Raw genomic sequence first — 23,252 nt, 5'->3', positions numbered from 1 at the left:
CGCGTGCTTGCGGTAGTAAATATGATATCTTCTGCAAATGGACGCCCCACATATGAAGCGCAGTTCATAAGGATGTCAGATGCTTCAGATCGAGATCGAGGCCGTCTGGCGGTTTCGCCGCGAGGGCAGCCCGCGCACCGCCGTCGTCATGCTCGGCGTGCTCAACGAGATCCGGAAGACCGGAAAGATCACGAGTGCGGCGAGCGACGCGCACCTGTCCTACCGGCATGTCTGGAATCTGATCGAGCAATGGTCGGAGTTCTTCGGCACGCCCTTGGTCGAGACCCAGCGCGGCAAAGGCTCGAAACTCACGCCGTTCGGTGAGCGGCTGGTGTGGGCCGGCGAGCGCATGCAGGCGCGGCTTGGCCCGCAGCTCGACAACCTCGCGCAGGAGCTCGCCAGCGAGATCAAGCCGTTCCTCGAGCAGCGCCCCTCCGTGATCCGCGTGCATGCGAGCCACGGCTTTGCGGTGGCAAAGCTGCGCGAATTCCTCGACCGCGAGCCCGGCATCGGCGTCGATCTGCGCTATGTCAGCAACCAGCATTCGCTGGTCTCGCTGGCGCAAGGCGCGTGCGACCTCTCCGGCCTGCATCTGCCGCACGGCGCGCTCCGCGCCCAAGGGATCAAGGCGGCGCGCGAATGGCTCGATCCGCGCGAGGACCGCATCATCAGTTTTGTGACGCGTGAGATGGGCCTGATGGTCGCGCGCGGCAATCCGCTGCGGATCGCCTCGCTTCACGACCTGACCAAACCAAATGTCCGCTTCGTCAACCGCGACCACGATTCCGGCACGCGCCTGTTGTTCGACCAGTTGCTCGCCGCAAACGGCATCGACGAGAGCAGGATCAACGGCGCGCAGCAGATCGAGTTCACCCACGCCGCGGTTGCCGCCTATGTCGCGAGCGGCATGGCGGACGCGAGCTTCGGCGTCGAGGCCGCCGCGCGGCATTTCGGCCTCGATTTCATCCGCATCCTCACCGAGGATTATTTCTTCGTCTGCAAGCGCGCCTTCCTCGATACCGCGCCGATGCAGCGCATCCTCGAAATCATCCGCAGCGCCGATTTCCGCGCCGCCATCGCCACCCTGCCCGGCTACGTGCCGTCCGATACCGGCAACGTCACCGGCGTGAAGGCGTTTCTGGAGATGCACGCCGTGCGGTGATACGGCCTGCCGCGCTCGCCTTGTCGGCGGCGGGCAAGAGTGGCAATCTGCGCTGCAATCATCAGAGACCCCGTCATGCCGCGCGCAAGCGCCAAATCGCTTCCTCAACTGAGCCTTCGCATCGACCTCGACGGCCAGGATCGGATCGGGCCCGGCAAGATCGAGCTATTGGAGCAGATCCGCGAGCAGGGCTCGATCTCGGCGGCCGGCCGGGCCATGGACATGTCCTACAAACGCGCATGGGATCTCGTCGACGAGATCAACCGCATCTGCGGCCATGCCGTGGTCGAGCCTCAGGCCGGCGGCAAGAACGGCGGCGGCGCGATGCTGACACCCTTCGGCGAAAAGCTCGTCGCGCGCTACCGCAAGATCGAGCGCGACGCCGCGCGCGCCGTCCACAAGGAGCTGGAAGCGCTCCGGAGCGACATCAGCCGTCCGCGCAAGTCCTGAACGCGGTTTCCGACAGGAACCGGCCGTCCGTAGCCTCGGGCGGCCACTTGCGATTTAACGACCGATCGGTCTATATATCGGCAAATGAACACCCAAGCGCGATCGCAGCCGTCCCGTGGCCGCCCCCGAAGCTTCGACATGGACGCCGCCGTCGAACGCGCGATGGAGGTGTTCTGGTCGCGCGGCTATCACGCCACGGCGCTGCCGGACCTGCTTCGTGCGACGAAGCTCTCGCGCGGCAGCCTTTACGCCGCTTTCGGTGACAAGCACTCGCTCTTCCTGCGCGCGCTCGATCGCTACATCGCCGACGCCGTGACGCGGATGGATGTTGAGCTCGCCGGAGAACCGGTCGACGGTCTCAGGGCCTATCTCGCCGGCTATGTTGACCGCACCAGCGGCGCGAAGGGGCGCCGCGGATGCCTGCTGGTGGCGACGGCTATGGAGCTGGCCGGCGAGGATGCCGAAGTCGGCCGTCGCGTTGCGGGCTTCTTCAAGGCGATGGAGACAAGGGTCGCGGAGGCACTGTCCCGCGCGAAGACGGCCCACAGGCTCGCCGATGGTGTCGAGCCCTCGAGCGCCGCCAAGATTCTCGTCTGTTTCGTCGAGGGACTGCGCGTGGTCGGCAAGACGGCGCCTGCCCGCGCAACGTCGCAAGCCACCGCCGACGCGCTCCTCGACCGTTTCATCAGGTAACGACCTCATGGACGCCTTCGCCCGTGGCGCGCTCATATTTGGACTAAACGGTCTTGAAAGGAAGATTGCCATGACTGCCATCCAGATTGTCTGCGCGATCTTCGTTCCCCTGCTCTGGGGTTATCAGTTCGTCGTCATCAAGGTGGGCGTGACGCAGTTTCCGCCGCTCTTCTTCCTCGCGCTGCGCTTCCTGGTCATCGCGGTGCTGCTCGTCCCGTTCGTCGCGCGGCCGACGCGCCGACAACTCGGCCCCGTCGCGGCGATCTCGCTCTTCCTCGGCGGACTAAACTTCGGGCTCTTCTATGTCGGCCTCGGGCTTGGCTCGGGAAGCCTGTCGGCTGTCGCCTATCAACTCGCCACGCCCTTCACCGTCTTGCTGGCCTGGCCGCTTCTCGGCGAGAGGCCGTCCCCCACCACGTCCGCCGGAGTGGCGCTTGCCTTCATTGGCGTCGTCGTGCTGGGAGCGGGGCCATCGGCAAACGCGCTTCCGCTGCTGCTTGTAGTCGGAGCGGCCTTCTCCTTTGCGGTGTCCAACGTCCTGACCAAACGCCACGGCCCCTTCGATCCGTTCATGCTGATGGGCTGGTCGTCGTTGCTCACGGTGCCGCAGGTCGTGTTGATGTCGCTGCTGCTTGAACATGGGCAGCTGGCGAGCCTCGTCACGGCGGATGAACGCGGCTGGCTGGCCCTCGCCTACACGATCGTCATCGGAGGAGTTGCCGGCTTTGGCCTCTGGTTCTGGCTGATCGCGCGCTGCTCCATGAGCCGCGTCGCCCCCTTCGGCCTGCTGCTCCCGGTGTTCGCCTTGATGTCGAGCGTGGCGTTCCTCGGCGAGCGTCTGACCCCGAAGTTGATTGCAGGTGCGCTGCTCGCAATCTCCGGCGTGGCAATTACGCAAATCAGACCGGGCACGCAGTCTGCTCTGCGGCGCGGGACCGAGTCCGTGACCTAGTTCGGTCGCACCGACATTTCCGGCATCGGCTGGGTCAGGGCTTCGCCGAGCAGGCTCTGCTCGTCCCTGGGGATCGAGAAGCGGACCTTGAAACCGTCCTCGGTCTGGAGCGTGATGATGCGCTGGGTCGTATCGGTCGACTGCTCGATCGCCCAGGAGGCCAGCGGATAGGCGTAGCGCAGGCTCTGGTCGCCGTAGCGGGCCTTCAGCGCCGCCTCCAGCAGTCCCGGCAGGGTCATGATCAGCGCGCCGACCTGGTTGAGCGAGACGCTGACGGCTGCGGGATTGCCCGTCACGTCCTCGAAGCCCAGCGAGATCGCGCCGCCGTCAGCCGCCACCGCGCAGGTCGTGAGCTGCCTCACCTTGATTTCCATCGCCAGTCCCGAAAAGCGCACTTCGCTATATCCATCACGATATATCGATAAGTCCACCCGCGTCCAGCCCGCTTTTTCTGGAATTGATCGAGCCCGCTGCCATGGCCGGTCAGGCGCAAGCGTGATATATAGTTCGATATAACGAGGCCCCGAACGGCCCGTTTCTGCAAGGGAGCGCAAAGCCAATGAGTGACTTCAATCTTCTCATCGACGGCAAGATGGTGCCCGGCGACATGACCATGCCGGTTCTCAATCCCGCGACCGAAGAGGTGCTGGCCGAGTGCCCGCGCGCCTCCAAGTCCCAGTTGGACGCGGCCGTGGCCGCCGCGAAGGCCGCCTACCCCGCCTGGGCCGCGACGCCGATGGAAGATCGCCGCAAGGTCGTGATCGGGATGGCCGATGTGATCGAGGCCAATTCGGGCGAGCTCGCGCGCCTGCTCACCTCAGAACAAGGCAAGCCGCTGGCGGATGCCACCGGCGAAGTGCTCGGCATGGCCGCCTTCTTCCGCTATCTCGGCTCGCTCGAACTACCGATGAAGGTGATCGAGAATTCCGGCGACCGCAAGGTCGAGGCCTATCGCCGTCCGCTCGGCGTCGTCGGCGCCATCATCCCCTGGAACTATCCGCTGCTGATCCTCGCCTTCAAGCTTCCCTCCGCGCTGCTCGCCGGCAACACGCTGGTGGTCAAGCCGGCGCCGACCACGCCGCTGGCGACGCTGCGCTTTGCCGCGCTGATCAAGGATGTGGTGCCGAAGGGCGTGCTCAACTTCATCACCGACGCCAATGATCTCGGCGGCGAGATGACCAAGCACCCAGATATCCGCAAAATCTCCTTCACCGGGTCCACCGCGACGGGGCAGAAGGTGATGGCGAGCGCGGCACAGACACTCAAGCGCATCACGCTCGAGCTCGGCGGCAACGATGCCGGCATCGTGCTCGACGACGTCGACCCGAAGAAGGTCGCGCCCGGCATTTTTGAAGGCGCGTTCCAGAATTCCGGGCAAGTCTGCCTCGCCATCAAGCGGCTCTATGTGCACGAATCCGTCTATGACGAGCTTTGCAACGAACTGGTCGCGATCGCCAAGAACACGGTGGTCGACGACGGCTCCAAGCAGGGCACCAAGCTCGGGCCTCTCCAGAACAAGATGCAGTACGAGAAGGTGAAGGCGTTCCTCGAGGACGCGCACAAGAACGGCAAGGTGGTGGCTGGCGGTGCCGCGATGAACCGCCCCGGCTATTTCATCGAGCCGACCATCGTGCGCGACATCAAGGAGGGCTCGAAGCTGGTCGACGAGGAGCAGTTCGGCCCGGTGCTGCCGCTGATCAAATATTCCGACAAGGACGACGTGATCCGCCGCGCCAATGCCACCACCTACGGCCTCGGCGCCTCGGTCTGGTCGTCCGACATCAAGCGCGCGCATGAGGTGGCGACCCAGCTCGAGTCCGGCACGGTCTGGATCAACAAGCATCTCGACATGGCCCCGCACATCCCGTTCGGCGGCGCCAAGCAGTCGGGCATTGGCACCGAATTCGCCGAGGAAGGCCTCGCCGAATTCACCCAGCTCCAGATCATCAACGGCCCGCCGGCGGCTTAAGCTGAAAATCGGGCCGCGGCGGAACCGCCGCGGCCCCTCTTAATTCGTACTGGAAACGGAGGCCGACCATGTTCGATGCGCAATGCGACCTCGGCGCCCTCGTCTACGAGAAGCATCAGGATCCCGACGCCGTCCTGCGCAACTTCGCCGCGGATTTGAGAGCGCATGGCCGCCGCGTCGTCGGCATGGTGCAGGCCGGACAATGCGCGGACTCCAGTCTCTCGGCGGTGCTGCTCCACAGCGGCGAGAAACTCTTGCTCGCCCAGGATTTCGATCCGGCCGCGCAAGGCTGCCGTCTTGATCTTGCGCGCCTTCAGAACGCCGGCGAACGTATCGCCGATGCCCTCGCCCACGGCGCCGACCTCGTCATCATCAATCGCTTCGGCAAGCGCGAGCGCGACGGCAAGGGCCTGGCCTATCTGATCGAGCGCGCGCTCAATGCCGACATTCCCGTGCTGATCGCGGTCGGCAGGGACCATTTCGCCGACTGGATCAAGTTTGCCGGCGGCATGAGCGTCAGGCTCGGCTGCGACCGCGATGCGCTGGAGGCGTGGTGGCAGGGCGTCACGGCCGTAGGTGCGCAGCCGGACGGCGGATCACGTCCGACCGTCTGCGAGATTCTCAAATAGACACCTGTCCGCCGACGTCCTGATCGCCCGGCGCTCAGCCGTGCCGCGCCTCCTTGCGGTGCCCGTTCTCGCTGAGACGGTCGACCCAGGCGATGCCGATCGCGGAGATGATGAAGGTCAGGTGGATCAAGACCTGCCACATCACGCCTCCTTCCGTGAAATTGCTGCGCGTGGTGCCGAGATTGCCGGCCTCGATGAAGGTCCGCAGCAGCGAGATCGAGGAGATGCCGATGATGGCCATCGCAAGCTTGATCTTGAGCACGCTGGCATTGACGTGGCTCAGCCATTCCGGCTCGTCGGGATGGCCGTTCAGGTTCAGGCGCGAGACGAAGGTCTCATAGCCGCCGACGATCACCATCACCAGCAGGTTCGAGATCATGACGACGTCGATCAGCCCGAGCACGACCAGCATGATCTGCTGCTCGCTGGCGTCGAACGAATGCACGACGAGGTGCCAGAGCTCCTTCAGGAACAGCAGCACGTAGACGCCCTGCGCGATGATGAGGCCGACATAGAGCGGCACCTGCAGCCAGCGCGAGCCGAAGATGAGCTGGGCGAACGGGCCGATTTTCGGCTGCGGCACGACGTGCGCCGAAGGTGCTTTGCGTTCGGACGTCATATATCACTCCGGATTGCGGACAAGAAGGTTTGCCTTAGAGACTCGCAATGACCGGCGCAAGCTCGAGCGAGCCGCGATAGATCATCTCGAAGGCGACGTAAACGATGATGGCGAGGCCGACATAGGCGATCCAGCGCTGCTTCTGCAGCACGCGGCCGAGCAAATCGGCGGCAACGCCCATCAGCGCGACCGACAGCAGCAGGCCGAAGGCGAGGATGTAGGGGTGCTCGCGCGCGGCGCCGGCAACGGCGAGCACGTTATCGAGTGACATCGAGACGTCTGCCGCGACGATCTGCAACGCCGCCTGCCCGAAGGTTTTGCGCGGCACATCTGCGGTGCCACCGTTACCGCCGTGGCTGAACGCGAGCTGGTTCGCATGCGCGGCCTGCTCGCGAATCTCGCGCCACATTTTCCAGCACACCCACAAGAGCAGCACGCCGCCGGCAAGCAGGAGGCCGATCACCTGGAGCAGCTGGGTCGCGACGCCGGCAAAGACGATCCGCAGCGCGGTGGCGGCGACGATGCCGACGATGATGGCGCGCCGGCGCTGCGCGGCCGGGAGGCCGGCGGCGGCAAGGCCAATGACGACGGCATTGTCGCCGGCGAGCACGAGGTCGATCAGGACGACTTGAAACAGCGCGGTCAGCGCTTCGGGAGTGATGAATTCAGTCATGATTGATCATTTTTCGATGCGGAGGGATCGAGCCATTGCGGCTTCTTCCGCTCGACCCAATCCAGGACCTTTGCGCGCGAGGAGCGCAGCGCAGGCACGTCTTCGGCAAGCAGCGCCAGGCCGAGCGGCAGCATCCAGACGCCGAGTATCGGCAGGAACGACAGCACGCCGCCGACGATGAGCAGCGCGCCCGAGGGAATCCTGACCCAGCGGCTGGACGGCTTGAGCAGATAGGTGACGGTGTCGCTCATGCGCGGCGGCAGGCGATGGACGAGCTTGTCGAGGCGCGGGTCACCGCCGGCCATCTGGCCGGTGGTGCCCTCGTTTACAGTCGTCGACTCGTCCGAAGCTGCGCTCATGCTCACTCCTGTTTGGCGGCGCTCCCCGCGCCGACCGGTTTTGCGCGCGGCAGCACCAGGGTCAGCAGGCGCAATAGCTTGATCGCCTGCACCTCGTGCGGATGCACGTCCTCGTCGGCGGCCGCAACGCGCTCCGACAGCTCCATCAGATGGGACGACAGCGGCATGTTCGAAACCGGCCGCAACGTGTCGATCACCACATTGGCAAAGTCCGGCTCCTCCAATCGTTCCGCCAGCTCGTCGAACATCGAAAACAGCCGCTCGTCATCGATATGCGGCGCCAAGCCGCGGTCCCGGATGAAGCGGATCACCTCGTCGCGCTCGACCGGCGAGACCCGCCGGTCAGCCACGGCGACCAGCGCGCCCGCAATGACCAGCGCCACCGCGGCCTGCTCGTTCAGGCTGGACGGCTCGGTGATCTCGATTTCGATGGGATTTGAAGTGGCGTCAGACATCGTTGCTCCTCAATCTTGCGAAATGGCCGCACGGAGCTGCGATGGGGACGATGAGTCGGAAGGAACTCGAGAAGGCCCGACGATCGGCCGATCCATCGCATTCGCGCGGGACAGGTCATCCGACATCGCGAGGTTTACCGACATTCGTCGGCGTCCTCGCCAGAGGGGCCCGGATTCTTGTTCGGTTCAGACATAAAGATGGGAGGGCCGGAATCAAGCCGCCAACGCTGCGACCAGCCGCCGCATCGGGTTCCGTGTTTACGTCCCCGCTGTCATCGCCCGCGAAGGCGGGCGATCCAGTACTCCGAGACGTCAGTGGTTCGTCGAGAACCTGCGGCGTACTGGATTCCCCGCCTTCGCGGGGAATGACAGCGGAGCGTCGAGCTCGCAGCCTACGCCACAATCTCAACCAGATGCGCGCGCGATGGCGACGGATCGAACCGGTCGCCGAAATACTGCGTCTCGTGCGCCACCAATCCCTCGCGGAATTCCATGATGCTGACGACGTAGGACGGCACGCCGTCATAGCTCAGGACGAACTCGCTCACCCAGAGATCGCCACCGCCGATGATCCGCCGGACCGTGAAGCGCTTCTTGTTCGGCTGCACGAACCGGCTTTCCTGAATCTTCCTGCGACCATGGATGCGCTCGCCGGACTGCGGATAGTCGAGCACGGCGTCCTCGCGATAGATGTCGTGCTCGGCCTCGAAATCGTTCGCGTCGGACGCAGCCCAATGACGCTGCAGCGCCGCCAGCTTCGCCTGATCGTCCATCGCGACCTCCCATCCTTGCGGTTTCCAGCCTCAGATTGGCGCACAGTCGGGCGGCAACAAGGCTCCCTCGCAACGTCTAACAACGACTAACGCGCCAAAAATCCGACTTGGATGCAGATTGACATTGCCGCGATCTGGAACTCGCCGGGTCGCGTCACGCCGGGAAATGCCCATGGCACGTTTGCTCTCCGTCAATGTCGGCCTGCCGCGCGACATCGCTTGGCAAGGCAGGACCGTTCATACCGGCATCTGGAAAGCGCCCGTCAGCGGCCCGCGCAGGGTGCGGCGGCTCAACATCGACGGTGACGGCCAGGGCGATACGGCCGGTCACGGCGGCGAACAGCGTGCCGTGTTCGTCTACCAGGACGATTCCTATCGCTATTGGCAGAAACATCTGGGCCGATCGAACCTCGTCCACGGTCAATTCGGCGAGAATTTTACCGTCGAGGGCCTCGCCGACACGGAGGTCTGCATCGGAGACCGTTACAAGATCGGCTCTGCCCTGTTCGAGGTGACGCAGCCGCGCGTCACCTGCTACCGGCTCGGCATTCGCATGGAGGAGCCGGACATGGCCGCGCTGCTCGTCAAGCACGGCCGCCCCGGTTTCTATTTCCGTGTAATCGAGGAAGGCGATGTCGAGGCCGGTGACGAGATCACGCAGGTCATTGATGGCCCCGAGCGCATGAGCGTGTTCGAGACCAATGCGCTGCTTTACCTGCCCCCGCACCCGCGCGAACGTCTCGAACGCGCGCTGAAAATTCCGGCGCTGAGCCGCGGCTGGCGTCATTCGTTCGAGGCGCTGCTCGACCAGCAGCGCACCGAGCATGCGGCAGCGGGGAACGCCGGACTTGGCCCGGCCGCAAGCCCGCCTCCGGCCTGGCGCGGCTTCCGGCCGTTTCGCGTCTCGCGCAAGATCGCCGAGAGCGGCAACGTGACGTCGCTGGTCCTCGATCCCCAGGACGGGCATGCCGTGGCGGCCGCCCTGCCCGGCCAATTCGTGATCGTGCGGCTCGGGCCTTCCGCCACGGCCGCGATGACGCGCAGCTATTCGCTGTCGAGCCGCGCCGATGCCGCGTCCTATCGCATCAGCATCAAGCGGGAGGCGCACGGAGCGGCCAGCAAATATATCGCCGATGAGCTCCAGATCGGCGACCTCGTGCAGCTCGGCGCGCCGCGCGGCAGCTTCACGCTGCGGCAGGATGCGCGGCCCATTGTCTTGCTGAGTGCCGGCATCGGCGTGACGCCCGTGCTCGCAATGCTTCACGCACTTGCCGCGGAAGGAAGACGCGAGAGGTCTGGTGGCTGCACGGCACCCGCAACGGCCGCGAGCATGCGTTCGCCGCCGAGGTGCGCAGACTGCTGGCCGGACTGCCGCATCATCACAGCCATGTCTGCTACAGCGCGCCTGATCCTGACGATCGCGCCGAGGTGGATTACGACACGGCCGGACGTCTGGATGCGCCTCTGCTCGAGCGGCTCGACGTGCCGCGCGACGGCGACTTCTATCTGTGCGGCCCGGCCGCCTTCATGAGCGATCTGACCGCTGGCCTCGCCGCATTGGGCATCGCACCCGATCACATCCACACCGAATTGTTCGGCTCCAAACCGTCGCTGACACCAGGCATCGCGGCTGCGCCGAAGAGACCCGCGCATGCCCCGGCCGGGGTACCAGGCCCGGGGCCGATGGTGTCGTTCGCGCGAAGCGGCCTCAATGTCTGCTGGGGTCCATCCTACGCCAGCCTGCTCGAGTTCGCCGAAGCCTGCGACGTCCCCGTGCGCTGGTCGTGCCGGACCGGCGTATGCCACAATTGCGAGAGCGGGCTCGTGGCCGGGACAGTGAGCTATGCGCCCGATCCGCTCGACCCGCCGGCCGAAGGCAATGTCCTGATCTGCTGCGCGCGGCCGCAAGGCGACATCGTGATCGATCTGTAGAGATGGGAGAGTTTGATGCGGACTGACATGGTGCCGGGAGCGACCTTCCCGGATTACGAGCTCAGCGACCACAGCGGCAAGCACCGCAAGCTCTCCGAGCTGCAGGGCGGCGATCCCATGATCGTCGTTCTCGGCCGCGGCGGCTTCTGTCCGAAGGATCGCCGCCAGACCGAAGGCCTGTTGCAGCTTCATCGCGAAATGGAGGTCGGCTATTGCCGGCTGGTCACGATCACCACCGACAACATCACCGAGACCAACGAATACCGAAGCGGCGCGGGTGCGCACTGGCCTTTTCTGTCCGATCCCAGGCGGATCGTTCAGAAGGACCTCGACATCGCCGAATACACCGATCCCGTCCACAACCCGATGATTCCGCATGTCATCGTGCTGGAGCCCCGCTTGCGCATTCACAAGATCTACAACGGCTACTGGTTCTTCGGACGTCCGACGGTCGAAGAGCTTCGCCAGGACCTGCGCGCTGTCACCATGACGTGCCGCCCGGATTGGGACATCACCGTGCCCGGGTTCAGGGCCCTCTGGGACCAGGGCCGCAAGGAACATTTTTACCCCTACGGCAAGCCTTTCGTCGCAACTCTCGGCGACCAGGGTTAGAAACACATTCCGACCTTGTCCATTCGGCCTGGAATGTGAATGACCCGGATGCAAACCAATCCCGGCGCGCGTGCCGGCCACATCGGCGCGCGCCAGATCTACGAGGCGCTGCGCGATCAGATCATGGCACGGGTGTATGGCACCGACGGCCAGTTGCCGTCCTCGCGCGCGCTGGCCGGCGAGATGGGCGTGGCGCGCTCGACCGTCACCGTCGCCTACGAGCAGCTTGCGGCCGAAGGCTTCATCGAGACGCGCCATGGCGCCCGGCCCCGCGTCGCTCGCGCCGTCGTCGCGCGCTTCGGCGAGCGGCTGCGGCAGGACCCGCCGCGATGGATCGAGCCGCCGCGCGGCCTCGTTGCCAACTTCCGCTACGGCGAGCTCTCGCCATCGGACTTCCCGGTGCTGGCCTGGAAGAAGGCCGTGACCGCGGCGATGGCGCGCCGGCCCGAGCGGCTCGCCTATGACGACCCCTGCGGATCGCTGCGGCTGCGCACCGCGCTGCAGGGTTATCTGTGGCGATCGCGCAGCGTCCGCTGCGAGGTCGAGCAGATCGTCGTCGTCAACGGTTCGCAGCAGGGTCTCGACATCTGCGCCCGCCTGCTGCTCGATGCCGGCGACCGTTTCGTGATGGAGGATCCCGGCTACCAGATGGCGCGCCACACCTTTGCGGCGACGGGCGCCGAGACGGTGCCGATCCCGGTCGACGCGGATGGGCTCGAGACCGGGCGGCTCGACGGCGTCGAAGCCCGCCTCGCCTATGTGACGCCGTCGCATCAATATCCGCTCGGCGGCGTCATGCCGATCGGGCGCCGGCATCAACTGCTCGCCTGGGCGCGGAAGAACGACGCCTATGTGATCGAGGACGATTACGACAGCGAATATCGCTACGACACCAAGCCGATCCCGCCGTTGCATGCGCTGGAAGGCAGCGGCAGCGTGATCTATCTCGGCACCGTCTCCAAGACGCTCTCCCCCACTTTACGGATCGGCTATCTCGTGGTGCCCTCGGGGCTACGATCGCTGTTCGCCGCCGCCAAGCAGGTCATGGACCGGCACACGCCGCTGATCGAGCAGGAGGCGCTTGCCGCGATGCTGGAGAGCGGCGCCTACGACAGCCATGTCAGGCGCGTGCGCCGGCGTAATGCCGAGCGCCAGCAGGCGCTGCTCGGCGCGCTGCGCCGCCGGTTCGGCGATCGCGTCCGCATCGACGGCACGGCTGCCGGCCTGCACGTGGTGGCCTGGTTCGATGACCTGCAGCAGAAGCGCGAGGATGCGTTGATCCAGGCCGCCCGCGCCAGGGGCGTCGGGATCTATCCCGTCTCCGCGCTGCGCGTCGGCCCGCGCCGGTCGAAGACGGTCGGCCTCGTCATGGGCTATTCGGCGCTGGAGATCGCGCAGATCGAACGCGGCTGCAAGCTGCTGGCGCAGGCCGTCGCCGAACTGGACTGACGAAATCATTGGAAACTGGCAGTTTCTCACAGGCCAGATGGCCGCTATCTCCGTCACCAGAACGGAGACACGCCATGTACATTCCCCCCGCCTTTCGCGACGACGACATCGAGAGCATCCGGGCGACCATTCGCAGTGCCCGCCTCGCCAGCCTCGTGACGGCCACGAGCGAGGGGCCGGTCGCAACGCCGCTGCCGCTGTTCCTCGACGAGAGCGAGGGCGAGCACGGCGTGCTGTACGGGCATGTGGCGAAGGCCAATCCGCACTGGCAGCTCGCCCCGATCGGCCACGCGCTGGCGATCTTTGGTGGGCCCGAAGCCTATGTGACGCCGTCCTGGTATGCGACCAAGCAGGAGACCGGAAAGGTCGTGCCGACCTGGAATTACGTCGCCGTGCACGCCTATGGCCCGGTCGAATTCTTCCAGGAGCCCGAGCGCCTGCTCGACGCGGTGACGCGGCTGACCAACCGGCATGAAGGCGCGCGCGCCAAGCCGTGGGCGGTCAGCGATGCCCCCGCCGATTTCATCGCCGCGCAATTGCGCGGGATCGTCGGCGTGCGCATCCCCGTGGTGCGGTTCGAAGGCAAGCGCAAGATGAGCCAGAACCGCCCCGAAGCCGACCGCGTCGGCGTTGCCCAGGGGCTTTCGGCGAGCGACAACCCGCACGACCGCGAGGTCGCGCCGCTGATCCCGATTCCGGCGTGAGGCGCAACGGCGGGCTGAACAAGGAGACCAACCGGCCATGCTGAAACTGGCGCTTCCGATTGTGCTCGCCGTGGCGGCGGGGATCAGCCTCGTCGTGCAACAGGCGCTCAATGCGAACCTGCGCACCGCGCTCAATTCGGCGGCGTGGTCGGGCTTCATGAGCTACTTCCTCGGCGTGCTCTGCATGGCGGCGCTGGCGATGCTGATGCGCGATCCCGTCCCCTCAGTGGCGACCGCGGCCCGCATACCCTGGTTCGCATGGAGCGGCGGCCTGTTCGGCGCCATCTTCATCGGCCTTGCAATCTTCCTCGTGCCGCGGCTCGGCGCCGCGACGTTCTTTGCGCTGCTGATCGCCGGCCAGATGCTGGGATCGATCGCGTTCGACCATTTCGGCGTGCTCGGCGTACCCGTGCATCCCGTGAGCGCCGTCCGCATCGCCGGCGCCGCGCTGCTGGTCGCCGGCGTGGTCCTGATCCGCATGTAGGTGGAACCATCGTGCCATCAGGCCTGTTGGTGGACCTCAGGACACGTCCGCGACAGGAACACCCATGTGCCGCTGGATCGCATACCGGGGCGAGACCACCTCGTTCGAGCCTTATGTCACCGAGCCCGAGCACTCGCTGGTGGCGCAGAGCATCCGCTCGCTCCAGTCGACGGCAGGATCGAACGGCGACGGCTTTGGCCTCGGCTGGTATGGCGAGCATCCGGAGCCCGGGCTTTATCGGGAGACGCGGCCGGCCTGGTCGGACGAGAATTTGCGCTATCTCTGCCGCCACCTCCGCTCGCATCTGTTCTTCGCCCATGTGCGCGCCGCCACCGGCACGGCGGTGACGCGGCAGAATTGCCATCCCTTCGCCTGCGGCCACTGGATGTTCATGCATAACGGCTTCGTCGGCAGCTGGAACAGGCTGCGGCGCAAGGTCGAGGCGCTGATTCCCGACGCCTATTATCCGTCGCGCCTCGGCACGACCGATTCGGAAGCCGTGTTCCTTGCCATGATGGGCGCAGGTCTCGAGAACGATCCGCTTCGAGCGACGCGGGCCGTGCTGCAAGCGCTCGTCGACCTCGTCAATGAAGGCACGCTGCGCGAACGGCTGCGCTTCACCAGCGCCATCGCCAACGGCCGGGATCTCTACGCCTTCCGGATCGCGGTCAATGACGCCGCCAACACGCTCTACTTCCGCGAGGATGGCGGCCAGGTCATCGTCGTGTCCGAGCCGTTCGACAAGGAGACGGACTGGACGGAGGTGCCGCCCAACCACGCCCTGATTGCGCGCGCATCCGAAAGTGCGAAAATTGTTCCGTTCGACCTTGCAATTTCCAATGGGTCCGCGGAACCGGCTCCGGTCAGGCGGATTATAGCCCGCAGATAGGACTTCTGCCGGGCGGGATATGACAATTGCTTCGGACGTCTTGAAACTGCTGCGGCTGGATCCCTCCGACGGCGGGCAGCACCTCGTCATTCGCTCGGCCGGTGCGCGCGGCAAGGCGGCGGACTATTCGTTCGGCATCGAGGAGGAATATTTCCTCGCCGACCGCCGCACCCTGGAGGTCGCAATCCAGACTCCCAACGAGCTGTTCGAATCCGCGAACTGGTCGACCGGCGGCCAGGCGATGCGGGAGATGCTGCAGTCCCAGCTCGAGGTCGCCACCAACGTTCACGTCGACGTCAACGACGCGCGAGAAGAGCTGAGGTTCCTGCGCCGCGAGGTCGCGACCGTCGCCGCGCAGTATGGCTTCGTGATCATGGCCTGCGGCACGCATCCGACCGCAATCTGGCGGATGTCGCAGCCGACCCCCAAGCCTCGCTACGAGGAGATGATCGAGGATCTGCGCAGCATCGGCCACCGCAACATGATGTGCGGCATGCATGTGCATGTGCAGCTGCCCGATCCGGAGAAGCGCATGGCGGTGATGCGGGCCATGCTGCCGCATCTGCCGTTGTTCATCGCGCTCTCCGCCTCCTCTCCGTTCTGGAATTCCCACAAGACGGGCCTGAAGGGCTACCGGCTCGCCGCCTATTCCGAGCTGCCGCGCACCGGCCTGCCCGAATTGTTCGAGAGCCGGCAGGACTACGACGAATATGTCGGCGCCCTGCGGCGCTCCGGCGTGATCCCCGACGAGAGCCACATCTGGTGGGCGATGCGCCCGTCGATGAAGCATCCGACCCTCGAGCTTCGCGCGCCTGATACCTGCACCTTCATCGATGACGCCGTTGCCATCGCTTCGCTCTACCGCTGCCTGACGCGCCACCTCTATCTGCGGCCCCATCTGTCGAAGCAGGTCACCGTGGTCGAACGCGCCATTGCCGTCGAGAACAAATGGCGCGCCCAGCGCTACGGCACCGACTGCATCTTCGCCTCCAGGGACGGGCCGGTCACGATCTCGGAGCTGCTCTCGCGCGTGATCGACGACACGGCCGAGGACGCCGCCGCGCTGAATTGCGTCGCCGAGGTCGAGCACTGCCGAACCATCGTGGAGCGCGGCAGCTCGGCGGAGTTCCAGCTTCGCGTCTACCGCGACAACGCCGACGACATCGCAGCCGTGTCACGTTGGATCGCTACATCTACGATCTCCGGCACGAGTGCGCCGATGGATCGCAGCCCCGCGCCGTCATAGCGCCCGCGCAAGCTTCGGCAGCCAAGGTGCCGCCCTCGAATTCGACGATCGTGGAGAAAAACATGAACCGCATCACATCGTGCGCCGGCTGCGGCCATGCCCTTGTCCCGATGCTGACGGCCAAGGGCCGCGCGGAGCTGAGCTGTCTCTGGTGCGAAGGCATCGACGCGCGTGCGCTGGAGATGGCGAAGTGGGCGGACAGCCCCTCCGGCAAGCCCGAGCGGTCCGCCCGTACCTCGTTCGAATGAGCCGTTTCCGCCGCCGGGCCGCCGGCGTTCGATGATCCCAGCGGCTTTGGCGGCTGCATGCCCTTTGCAGGGCATGCCGACAAATTAGACAAGGCGCGTCTCTTCTCCGGGCTTGCGCGTCTCGTGAACAGAGCGAGGCAAGCCGGTGAAACGGCTGATCTAACCTCAGGTGCAACCTCGGCTTTTCTTGCCGCCGCGCGGGTCGGAGCGCCCATGCGCGGGTGACGCGCGCCGACTGGCCCAGAATTCGCAAGACGGCATCAGGCCTCAGTCCCTGCTCCTCTCACCACGTGGAGCAGCAAGATGCGCGCGCCAGCTCCGGGATCGATGGCCCAGAATCGGAGAATGCCATGAACGTGCATGCCGCGGGCGATCTCAAATTCACCGGCCTCACCCGCCCGGATGGCTCACCCCTTCGCTTGAACGATCAGGATTTCGTCGCGATCGACCGCGACAGGAATGCGAAATTCGAGGCGACCTACCGGCCGCAGGCACTCTACAACCGCGCCAACGAGGGATTTCACGCCAACAACGAGACCTTCCTGCTGCACGAGGTCGCGACGAATCTGCCGATCTATCGCCCCGACACCGGCCCGACCGATTTCCATCTGCATCTGCCGCCGGGCGGCTTCCAGCTGGTGCTGGTCACCTCGGGCGCGTTCACCTTCGACTATGACGGCCGCTTCTACAATGTCGGTCCGGGCGCGGTGATGCTGCAAAGCGCGATCGTGCATCGCCAGCTGTTCTACACCTGGTCGGGCCTGTCGACCGAAGAAAACCTGAAGACGCCGCAGACGGTGGTGCCCGATCCGATCTCGATGGGCTATTCCGGCAAATTCCTCGAAGCCTTCGTGACCGACCCGACAACCTTCCCGAACCCGACCATCGTCGGTCCCGATCAGATCAACGAAGCCGAGACGCCGCGCGTGGCCTGGAGCCATCCGCTGCACAACCGTCCGGCCGATGCGGGCTTCTGGCTGCAGGATCCCCTCGCGCTGGATGCGCTGTTCAGGCCGCTCACCGACGGCTCCGTCAAATCGCCGATGCCGGTTTACGTGCGCGATATCGGTATCGAGATTCCCAGCGGCCATCTCGTCACCGGCCACATCATCGCCACCGACCCGAGCGGCCAATCGCTGCTGCCGAAGAGCACGTCGACGCCCGCGGACCCGACATGTTTCGCCAAGGGCGAGGTCGCGATCTATCGCGTCATTCGCGGCACAGCGGAGTTCAGGAAGAAGTCCGGCGAGAGCTTCGAGCTCTCCGCCGGTGACGTGGTCACGGCGGGCAAGGAGTCCATCAGCCTCACCGGCCTCAGTGAAAACACCCAGGTCCTCCGCCTCGGCCTGCTCAAGGGCATGAACGAGTTGCGCAGCTGGACGCCGACGCAGCGCGACGAAATCGACGGCCTCGCCGGTCAGATCATCACGCAGAAGGACGTGCGTCCCCTGCGCACCGAAGGCAGGCCGGTCGGGTACTTGTACGGTTGAGCCTACTCCGCCAGGGCTAGCAGGCTCCGGCTATCAGGCGGCAGACCCTACTCCGCCGCCTGCCGCACATGACGCGCGGTCGGCGTGCGCATCGTGACCAGCTCTTCGGCCGCGGTCGGATGCAGCGCGATGGTCGCATCGAAATCGGCTTTCGTCGCCTTCATCTTCACCGCGATCGCGACCACCTGGGTCACCTCGGCGGCGCAATCGCCGACGATGTGGCAGCCGAGCACGCGGTCGGTCGAACCATCGACGACCAGCTTCATCAGCACACGCGTGTCGCGGCCCGACATCGTCGCCTTGATCGGGCGGAACGTCGTCTTGTAGATGTCGACATGGCTGAACTGCGCCCGCGCCTCGGTTTCGGTCAGACCAACCGTGCCGACCTCCGGCTGCGAGAATACCGCCGTCGGGATATTGGCGTGGTCGACCTGCACCTCGCGCTTGCCGAACACTGTGTCGGCGAAGGCATGGCCCTCGCGGATCGCGACCGGCGTCAGGTTGAAGCGATGGGTGACGTCTCCGATCGCATAGATGCTGTCGACCGAGCTCTTGGAGAAATGGTCCACCGCGATGCCGCCATTCCCAGGATTGATGGCGACGCCGGCGTTCTCGAGGCCGAGATTGGCGACGTTGGGGTGGCGGCCGATCGCGAACATCACCTGGTCGGAGGCAAGGCTCGACCCGTTCGACAGATGGGTGGTGAACTCCTCGCCGTGGCGATCGACCTTGTTCACCGTGCAGCCGGTGAGGATGGTGATGCCCTGCTTCTCCATCTCGCTGCGGACGTGGGTGCGAACATCCTCGTCGAAGCCGCGCAAAATGTTGTCGCCGCGATAGATCACGGTGACGTCGGAGCCGTATCCGGCGAAGATGCCGGCGAACTCCAGCGCGATATAGCCGCCGCCCTGGATCACGATCCGCCGCGGCAGCTTCTTCAGATGAAACGCCTCGTTGGAGGAGATCACGTGCTCGATGCCGGGGATCGCCGCACCATGGTTCGGCGCGCCGCCGGTGGCGATCAGGATGTACTTTGCGGTGATCTTCTTGTCGTCGGTGAGCAGACGGACGGTGTGCTTGTCCTCGATCACCGCACGGCTCTTGACGACCTGCGCGCCCGACTTCTCGACATTGGTCGTGTAGGCCGCTTCCAGCCGCGCGATCTCCTTGTCCTTGTTGGCGATCAGCGTCGGCCAGTCGAAGGTCGCGGGCGGAACGGTCCAGCCGAAGCCAGCGGCGTCCTCGAGTTCATGACGGAAATGCGAGCCGATCACGAACAGCTTCTTCGGCACGCAGCCGCGGATCACGCAGGTGCCGCCCATGCGGTACTCTTCCGCGATCATCACGCGGGCACCAAAGCCGGCCGCGATGCGGGCGGCACGCACGCCGCCCGAGCCGCCACCGATGACGAAGAGGTCGACGTCGAATTCAGCCATTGTCCACTCCGACCTCTTTCAAAGCATGATGCGGATTCTGATCAGATAGTATCGATCAGATTTCCTTGCCACGCTTGCGCATCTCGGCGCGGAAGGCACCCATCACGGTCTCCGAGAAGTTCTGGGCCCAGGAGTTCATGAAGGCCATGCTGAGACCGATGGCGCGCGGTTCGGCCTCGATCAGCTTCTTGCCCAGCGGCGACTTGTAGAAGGTGACGAGGTCCTTCAGCTCCTGCTCGGTGAACTCGCTGGCGTAGATCTGGGCCATGCCCTCACCGATCTCGTTCTGGCGGCCCTGGAGCTGCTGGGCCACGATCGGGGCGACCTCGTTGAGGTCCTTCTGGTAGTTGAGGTTCTGCTGGGTCAGCGCGATCTTGGTCTTCTCGACGAGGCCGGGCACGGCACCCTGATACATCGCCGTGGCGTTCTTGATCTGCAAGATCTCCTTGGCCGCAGCGATCGCCGCCGGCGAGGCCTTCGGCGGCGGGCTCTGCTGCGCGAGAGCCGGGGCGGCCGAAAGCGCCAATCCCATAGCGAGGGTCGCGGCCGGCAAGAACTTCAAAACACTCTTCATTCCTAGTCTCCTTTCGGCTTTCGCCGTTCAATCACGCGAATTCCCTCGCCACCCGCCAAAACGGCCGAGCTGGCCAAGCCGATGAACAACCCGTGCTCGACCACGCCGGGGATCGCGCTCAACGCCTTGGCGAGGCTGGGCGGATCCACAATACGTCCGAGCTGGGCATCGACGATCCAGTGGCCGCCATCGGTGACGAAAACGTGGCCATCTTTGGCCTTGCGGACCGCCATTTGCCCGGAAACGCCACACGCCGCAAATGCCTTCTCGATCGCCCGGCGCGTCGCGCCAAGGCCGAACGGGATGACCTCGATCGGCAGCGGAAACTTGCCGAGCGTCGGCACCCATTTGCTGTCGTCGGCAATCACGATCATGCGATCCGAGGCGGCCGCCACGATCTTCTCGCGCAGCAGCGCGCCGCCGCCGCCCTTGATCAGATTGAAGTCGGGGTCGATCTCGTCGGCGCCGTCGACGGTCATGTCGAGATGGTCGATCTCATCGAGCGTGGTCAGCTTCACGCCGCAGCGGATCGCATCGAGGCGGGTCGCCTCGGAGGTCGGCACGCCGATCACCTTGAGCCCGGCGGCGACGCGCTCGCCGAGCAGCTCGACGAAATGCTTCGCGGTCGAGCCGGTGCCGAGCCCGAGCTGCATGCCCTCACGCACCTCCTCGAGCGCGCGCGCCGCAGCCTGCCGCTTCAACTGGTCCATGTCCAAAATGCGCCCGCCTCTCGATAAGGGTGTTTGCGGCGGCCTATGTAGCCTCGTTTTTCCCGCCGGAACAGGCCTCTGGGCCGATCTTATAAGGTGAACTTATGGCGTCGGCCCTTGCGCCGATCCGGCCGGCCCGATAGCGCTTGGACCATGAGCTCCCCCTACACCCTCGTCTTCGATCTCGACGGCACGCTTGTGGATACGGCGCCCGACCTGATCACCGCGCTGAATTACGTGCTCGACCGCGAAGGGCTGCCGCCCGTGCCGATGGCCTCGGCCCGCAACATGATCGGTGCCGGGGCGCGCAAGCTGATCGAACGGGGGCTGGAGGCCGAGGGCCGCAGCGTCACGCCCGCGGATATGGACCGCATGACCGCGGATTTCATCGACTACTACGCCGACCACATCGCGGTCGAATCCCGGCCCTTCGAGGGGCTCGAGGCTGCGCTCGACCAGTTTGCCGCCCAGGGCCACCGCCTCGCGGTCTGCACCAACAAGCTGGAATGGCTGTCCAAGCGGCTGCTGGACCAGCTCGACCTGACCCGCCGCTTTGCGGCGATCTGCGGCGCCGACACCTTTGGCGTCCAGAAGCCGGATCCGACCATTTTCCGCGAGACCGTGGCCCGCGCCGGCGGAGCGGTGAAGTCCAGCATCATGGTCGGCGACGCCGGAACAGATGTCGGCGTCGCGCGGCGGGCCGGGGTGCCCGTGATCGGGGTCAGCTTCGGCTATACGGACGTGCCGATCGCCGACCTGAAGCCTGACCGCCTGATCCATCACATGCGCGACCTGCCGGCCGCCGCGCACAGCCTGATGACGGCCTAGCAACCCGCAATCAACTGATATCGTTCGGCTATTCCACGGAACCCTGCATTAACCATCTATTAACTATGCGCGGCCCGCCGGTTGCTTGCCCAAAGCGACGCACCTAAGGTCCGGCCGGGGTATGTGGCGGTTCGTCGCACTAGAAGTGGATGGTCATGCGTCGTGTCATCGCGATTGCGTTAGCGGGAGCGAGCCTTGGCGGCTGCTCCTCGATGTCTTGGGACATGTTCAAATCGGCCCCGCCGACCGTCCAGGTCCGGCTTGAGTCCAATCCGCCGGGCGCCGACGCGAGCACCTCGCTCGGCCCGGGCTGCAAGACCCCCTGCTCCGTCTCGGTTCCCGCGCCCGACGCGCCGTTCACGGTCGCCTTCGCGCTGCCGAAATACCAGCCGGCCAGCGTACCGGTGAACGTGATCAAGAATCCCGGCGATTTCACTACGCCCGCTTCGGTCACGACGGATCCGAATCCGGTGTTCGCGGAGCTTCAGCCCGCGGTGCCGACCAAGCCGGTGAAGAAGAAGCCGCACCGGCCGAGGGCCAAGCCGGCCGCAGCCGCCGCGCAGCCACCGGCCGAGGCCACGCCGGTCGCGGCCTCGCCGTTCCCCGATCCGGGCGCGGGCAAGCGCTGATCCGGGCCGTGATCCAGACGGTGATCTACGTATACCACCCGATTGTCCTAGCCGCGTCCGATGCTTAGATTGCTTCCAAGGCACCGCTGAAGCAAAGGTGCCGCCCGTCGCCGTAAGTGACAAGGCATTGGTATGAACGGACCTTCCGCTAGCCCCCGCGCTGCGCTGTCGAGCGCAATGACCGATCCGTTCGGGCGGACCATCTCTTATCTGCGCGTATCCGTCACCGACCGCTGCGACCTGCGCTGCTTCTACTGCATGTCGGAAGACATGACGTTCCTGCCCAAGGCCGATTTGCTGACGCTCGAGGAGCTCGACCGGCTGTGCTCGGCCTTTATCGCCAAGGGCGTGAGGAAGCTGCGGCTCACCGGCGGCGAGCCGCTTGTCCGCCGCAACGTGATGACGCTGGTCCGCTCGCTGTCGCGGCACCTTAAGACCGGCGCCCTGAACGAGCTGACGCTGACCACCAACGGCACCCAGCTTGCGAAACATGCGCAGGAGCTGGCCGATTGCGGCGTCCGTCGCATCAACGTCTCGCTCGACACGCTCGATCCCAAGAAATTCCGCGAGATCACCCGCTGGGGCGAGATCGACAAGGTGATGGAGGGCATCGAGGCCGCGCGCGCCGCGGGCCTCGCCGTGAAGATCAACGCGGTGGCGCTGAAGAACCTCAACGAGGACGAGCTGCCCGAGCTGATGCGCTGGGCCCACGGCAAGGGCATGGGCCTGACGCTGATCGAGGTCATGCCGATGGGCGAGATCGGCTCGGGCCGCATCGACCAGTATCTGCCGCTGTCGCTGGTGCGCGCCCGCCTCGCCCAGCAATTCACGCTGACCGACCTCGCCGAAAGCACCGGCGGCCCGGCGCGCTATGTCAGCGTCGCCGAGACCGGCGGCAAGCTCGGCTTCATCACGCCGATGACGCATAACTTCTGCGAATCCTGCAACCGGGTCCGCATCACCTGCACCGGCACGCTGCACACCTGCCTCGGCCACGAGGACGCCTCCGACCTGCGCAAACCTCTGCGTGCATCGGACGACGACATGCTGCTTGCGGATGCGATCGACCGCGCCATCGGGCTGAAGCCCAAGGGCCACGATTTCATCATCGACCGCCGCCACGACCGCCCCAGCGTCTCCCGGCACATGAGCGTCACCGGCGGCTAGGACTCAAAGCCCCGTCCCGTTAAGCTTTTGAGCGCGCGTCAATTTGTCCATTTTCCGATTGACGGCGCCTGAAGCCGCTGGTTTGGTGCGACCGCCTTTGCTTGCCCGGCAACAATAAGC

At 65.4% G+C, this 23,252-nt stretch carries 26 protein-coding genes and 1 pseudogene; 18 read left to right on the top strand and 9 right to left on the bottom strand.

Annotated elements, in window-relative coordinates; all coding sequences use genetic code 11:
* Positions 1–79: 79 nt before the first annotated feature.
* From FOM02_RS18970 to FOM02_RS18955, 4 genes are all read left to right on the top strand, one after another.
* Positions 80–1,162 carry a substrate-binding domain-containing protein gene (locus FOM02_RS18970; RefSeq protein ID WP_027557245.1) on the top strand — a complete coding sequence of 361 codons (1,083 nt, stop codon included), beginning with the start codon at positions 80–82 and terminating at the stop codon, positions 1,160–1,162.
* Between the two features lie 75 nt (positions 1,163–1,237).
* The gene (locus FOM02_RS18965) at positions 1,238–1,612 is read left to right on the top strand and encodes a winged helix-turn-helix domain-containing protein (RefSeq protein WP_027557244.1); all 375 of its coding nucleotides are present in this window, start codon (positions 1,238–1,240) and stop codon (positions 1,610–1,612) included.
* A gap of 138 nt (positions 1,613–1,750) precedes the next feature.
* Entirely contained in the window at positions 1,751–2,305 is a 555-nt protein-coding gene (locus FOM02_RS18960; RefSeq protein WP_108914278.1) for a TetR/AcrR family transcriptional regulator, read from the top strand.
* Between the two features lie 70 nt (positions 2,306–2,375).
* On the top strand, positions 2,376–3,257 hold the full coding sequence (locus FOM02_RS18955) for a DMT family transporter (RefSeq protein ID WP_027557242.1): 882 nt from the start codon (positions 2,376–2,378) through the stop codon (positions 3,255–3,257).
* On the opposite strand, the gene FOM02_RS18950 is transcribed toward FOM02_RS18955, so the two are convergent.
* Positions 3,254–3,631 carry a hypothetical protein gene (locus FOM02_RS18950; protein WP_092216418.1) on the bottom strand — a complete coding sequence of 126 codons (378 nt, stop codon included), beginning with the start codon at positions 3,629–3,631 and terminating at the stop codon, positions 3,254–3,256. The genes FOM02_RS18955 and FOM02_RS18950 overlap by 4 nt on opposite strands.
* Positions 3,632–3,816: 185 nt before the next feature.
* Between FOM02_RS18950 and FOM02_RS18945 the strand changes: the two genes are divergently transcribed.
* Both FOM02_RS18945 and FOM02_RS18940 read left to right on the top strand, forming a co-directional pair.
* Positions 3,817–5,226, top strand: coding sequence for an aldehyde dehydrogenase family protein (locus FOM02_RS18945; RefSeq protein WP_027557240.1), 1,410 nt, complete (start codon positions 3,817–3,819; stop codon positions 5,224–5,226).
* A gap of 68 nt (positions 5,227–5,294) precedes the next feature.
* Positions 5,295–5,855, top strand: coding sequence for a DUF2478 domain-containing protein (locus FOM02_RS18940; RefSeq protein WP_027557239.1), 561 nt, complete (start codon positions 5,295–5,297; stop codon positions 5,853–5,855).
* A gap of 34 nt (positions 5,856–5,889) precedes the next feature.
* On the opposite strand, the gene FOM02_RS18935 is transcribed toward FOM02_RS18940, so the two are convergent.
* The 5 genes from FOM02_RS18935 to FOM02_RS18915 all read right to left on the bottom strand — a co-directional run bounded on the left by FOM02_RS18935 (position 5,890) and on the right by FOM02_RS18915 (position 8,734).
* On the bottom strand, positions 5,890–6,474 hold the full coding sequence (locus FOM02_RS18935; protein ID WP_027557238.1) for a TIGR00645 family protein: 585 nt from the start codon (positions 6,472–6,474) through the stop codon (positions 5,890–5,892).
* A 34-nt stretch (positions 6,475–6,508) separates the two neighbouring features.
* Positions 6,509–7,147: a YjbE family putative metal transport protein gene (locus tag FOM02_RS18930; protein WP_027557237.1), complete on the bottom strand. Its 639-nt coding sequence runs from the start codon at positions 7,145–7,147 to the stop codon at positions 6,509–6,511.
* Positions 7,144–7,506 carry a hypothetical protein gene (locus FOM02_RS18925; protein WP_027557236.1) on the bottom strand — a complete coding sequence of 121 codons (363 nt, stop codon included), beginning with the start codon at positions 7,504–7,506 and terminating at the stop codon, positions 7,144–7,146. The genes FOM02_RS18930 and FOM02_RS18925 overlap by 4 nt, the downstream gene beginning before the upstream one ends.
* A gap of 2 nt (positions 7,507–7,508) precedes the next feature.
* Entirely contained in the window at positions 7,509–7,961 is a 453-nt protein-coding gene (locus FOM02_RS18920; RefSeq protein ID WP_027557235.1) for a TerB family tellurite resistance protein, read from the bottom strand.
* A 392-nt stretch (positions 7,962–8,353) separates the two neighbouring features.
* Positions 8,354–8,734, bottom strand: coding sequence for a nuclear transport factor 2 family protein (locus tag FOM02_RS18915; protein ID WP_027557234.1), 381 nt, complete (start codon positions 8,732–8,734; stop codon positions 8,354–8,356).
* Positions 8,735–8,906: 172 nt separating this feature from the next.
* Here FOM02_RS18915 and FOM02_RS18910 point away from each other — a divergent pair.
* The 9 genes and pseudogenes from FOM02_RS18910 (at position 8,907) to FOM02_RS18870 (ending at position 17,788) form a co-directional block, all read left to right on the top strand.
* A pseudogene (locus tag FOM02_RS18910) lies at positions 8,907–10,666 on the top strand (MOSC domain-containing protein).
* A 15-nt stretch (positions 10,667–10,681) separates the two neighbouring features.
* Positions 10,682–11,278, top strand: coding sequence for a redoxin domain-containing protein (locus tag FOM02_RS18905; RefSeq protein ID WP_027557232.1), 597 nt, complete (start codon positions 10,682–10,684; stop codon positions 11,276–11,278).
* A gap of 39 nt (positions 11,279–11,317) precedes the next feature.
* Positions 11,318–12,727, top strand: coding sequence for a PLP-dependent aminotransferase family protein (locus FOM02_RS18900; RefSeq protein ID WP_265441957.1), 1,410 nt, complete (start codon positions 11,318–11,320; stop codon positions 12,725–12,727).
* 74 nt (positions 12,728–12,801) lie between these two features.
* Positions 12,802–13,431, top strand: a complete 630-nt coding sequence (locus FOM02_RS18895; RefSeq protein ID WP_027557230.1) for an FMN-binding negative transcriptional regulator — start codon at positions 12,802–12,804, stop codon at positions 13,429–13,431.
* A 37-nt stretch (positions 13,432–13,468) separates the two neighbouring features.
* Positions 13,469–13,915, top strand: coding sequence for a DMT family transporter (locus tag FOM02_RS18890; RefSeq protein WP_027557229.1), 447 nt, complete (start codon positions 13,469–13,471; stop codon positions 13,913–13,915).
* Positions 13,916–13,979: 64 nt separating this feature from the next.
* On the top strand, positions 13,980–14,804 hold the full coding sequence (locus FOM02_RS18885) for a class II glutamine amidotransferase (RefSeq protein WP_027557228.1): 825 nt from the start codon (positions 13,980–13,982) through the stop codon (positions 14,802–14,804).
* Positions 14,805–14,823: 19 nt separating this feature from the next.
* Complete coding sequence (locus FOM02_RS18880; protein WP_027557227.1) at positions 14,824–16,050, top strand: carboxylate-amine ligase; 1,227 nt, start codon at positions 14,824–14,826, stop codon at positions 16,048–16,050.
* Positions 16,051–16,112: 62 nt separating this feature from the next.
* Positions 16,113–16,298, top strand: coding sequence for a hypothetical protein (locus tag FOM02_RS18875; protein WP_027557226.1), 186 nt, complete (start codon positions 16,113–16,115; stop codon positions 16,296–16,298).
* Between the two features lie 350 nt (positions 16,299–16,648).
* The gene (locus FOM02_RS18870; protein WP_027557225.1) at positions 16,649–17,788 is read left to right on the top strand and encodes a hypothetical protein; all 1,140 of its coding nucleotides are present in this window, start codon (positions 16,649–16,651) and stop codon (positions 17,786–17,788) included.
* 47 nt (positions 17,789–17,835) lie between these two features.
* Here the strand turns inward: FOM02_RS18870 and gor are convergent, their stop codons facing one another.
* Genes gor through rpiA form a run of 3 tightly spaced genes read right to left on the bottom strand, consistent with a single transcriptional unit; the run spans position 17,836 to position 20,514 of the window.
* Entirely contained in the window at positions 17,836–19,224 is a 1,389-nt protein-coding gene (gor, locus tag FOM02_RS18865) for a glutathione-disulfide reductase (RefSeq protein WP_027557224.1), read from the bottom strand.
* 55 nt (positions 19,225–19,279) lie between these two features.
* Entirely contained in the window at positions 19,280–19,798 is a 519-nt protein-coding gene (locus tag FOM02_RS18860) for a DUF2059 domain-containing protein (protein WP_027557223.1), read from the bottom strand.
* Between the two features lie 2 nt (positions 19,799–19,800).
* The gene (gene rpiA / locus FOM02_RS18855) at positions 19,801–20,514 is read right to left on the bottom strand and encodes a ribose-5-phosphate isomerase RpiA (RefSeq protein ID WP_027557222.1); all 714 of its coding nucleotides are present in this window, start codon (positions 20,512–20,514) and stop codon (positions 19,801–19,803) included.
* A gap of 147 nt (positions 20,515–20,661) precedes the next feature.
* Here rpiA and FOM02_RS18850 point away from each other — a divergent pair, with 147 nt between their 5' ends.
* From FOM02_RS18850 to moaA, 3 genes are all read left to right on the top strand, one after another.
* Positions 20,662–21,336: an HAD-IA family hydrolase gene (locus FOM02_RS18850; RefSeq protein WP_035729892.1), complete on the top strand. Its 675-nt coding sequence runs from the start codon at positions 20,662–20,664 to the stop codon at positions 21,334–21,336.
* Between the two features lie 155 nt (positions 21,337–21,491).
* Positions 21,492–21,965, top strand: coding sequence for a hypothetical protein (locus tag FOM02_RS18845; RefSeq protein WP_265441956.1), 474 nt, complete (start codon positions 21,492–21,494; stop codon positions 21,963–21,965).
* A gap of 132 nt (positions 21,966–22,097) precedes the next feature.
* Positions 22,098–23,132, top strand: coding sequence for a GTP 3',8-cyclase MoaA (gene moaA / locus FOM02_RS18840; protein ID WP_027557219.1), 1,035 nt, complete (start codon positions 22,098–22,100; stop codon positions 23,130–23,132).
* Positions 23,133–23,252: the final 120 nt, after the last annotated feature.

This window comes from Bradyrhizobium sp. SEMIA, from assembly GCF_014844175.1.
Taxonomy (GTDB): Bacteria; Pseudomonadota; Alphaproteobacteria; order Rhizobiales; family Xanthobacteraceae; genus Bradyrhizobium; species Bradyrhizobium arachidis.
Note: the sequence above shows the minus strand (reverse complement) of the source record. Positions and strands in the feature narration are given on the sequence as shown.